General features: G+C 75.1%; 1 pseudogene. It reads left to right on the top strand.

The window, feature by feature from the left end:
* Positions 1 to 154: 154 nt before the first annotated feature.
* A pseudogene (locus tag AAHZ94_RS34670) lies at positions 155 to 890 on the top strand (hypothetical protein); the annotation flags it as partial.

Here is an 890-nt window from a genome sequence, read left to right as displayed (position 1 = left end):
CACCCCCCCCCTCTGCGACAACACAACATATTCCCCCGCCCCGCCGGGGGGGCGTCCGGGGCCCCGGGGGGGGGGCGGGGCCCGGCGCGGCCGGCACGCCCCTCGGCGCCCGGCGTACGGGAGGGGTCACGCCGCGAACCAGCAGGATCGCCCCATGCGCAAAAGCACCGAGGCTGACGTCCGCCGTATATCCGAGACGCTCGTGAGCGAGGCCGTCGTGCGCTATGCCGATGCCCTGGCCCGATCGCCCCACGCCCAACAGGCCATGCGGTCGACGGCGCAGACCGTCGCCGCCGAAGTCGCCCATGCGGCCACCGCACGACGCGTGGCGGACGCCGAGGGCATCGTGCGCTCCGCCCAGACGGCCGCCGGCGCCACGGCGGCCGAGACCGCGGAACGGGTCGCCGAGAAGACCGCCGCCGGCCTCGTGACCGAGGCGATGAGCGTGGTGCAGGCCGGCTCGCGGGAGGCGGTGGCCCAGGCGCTGGCGCAGGCGCACGCCGAGTGGCGGTCGGCCATCGGTACGGGGCGGCAGGAGCAGGAAGAGGCGCTGGCCCGCATCCAGACGGCGCTGACCGAAGCCCAGGCGCAGTGGCACGGGACGCTCGATGCGGAGCAGCGCGAGCAGGACGAGGCACACCAGCGCATCCAGGCGGCGCTGACCGAGGCGCACACGCAGTGGCAGGAGATGCTTGACGCGGGACAGCGGGAGCAGCAGGAGACGCTGGCCCGTATCCGTACGGCGCAGACCGAGGCGCGTGGTGAACTCCTGCGCAGCGTAGGCGAGTTCGTGCAGGAGGAAGTGGCGCGGGTGGCCGCCCGCGAGGTCCCGCCGGTCACCGAGGTCAGGGTCGCCAGCGCCGACCCGGTGCGCATCGGCGGACACACCC

Source organism: Streptomyces sp. HSW2009, assembly GCF_040240285.1.
GTDB lineage: Bacteria > Actinomycetota > Actinomycetes > Streptomycetales > Streptomycetaceae > Streptomyces.
This window is presented reverse-complemented; position numbering and strand designations above follow the sequence as displayed.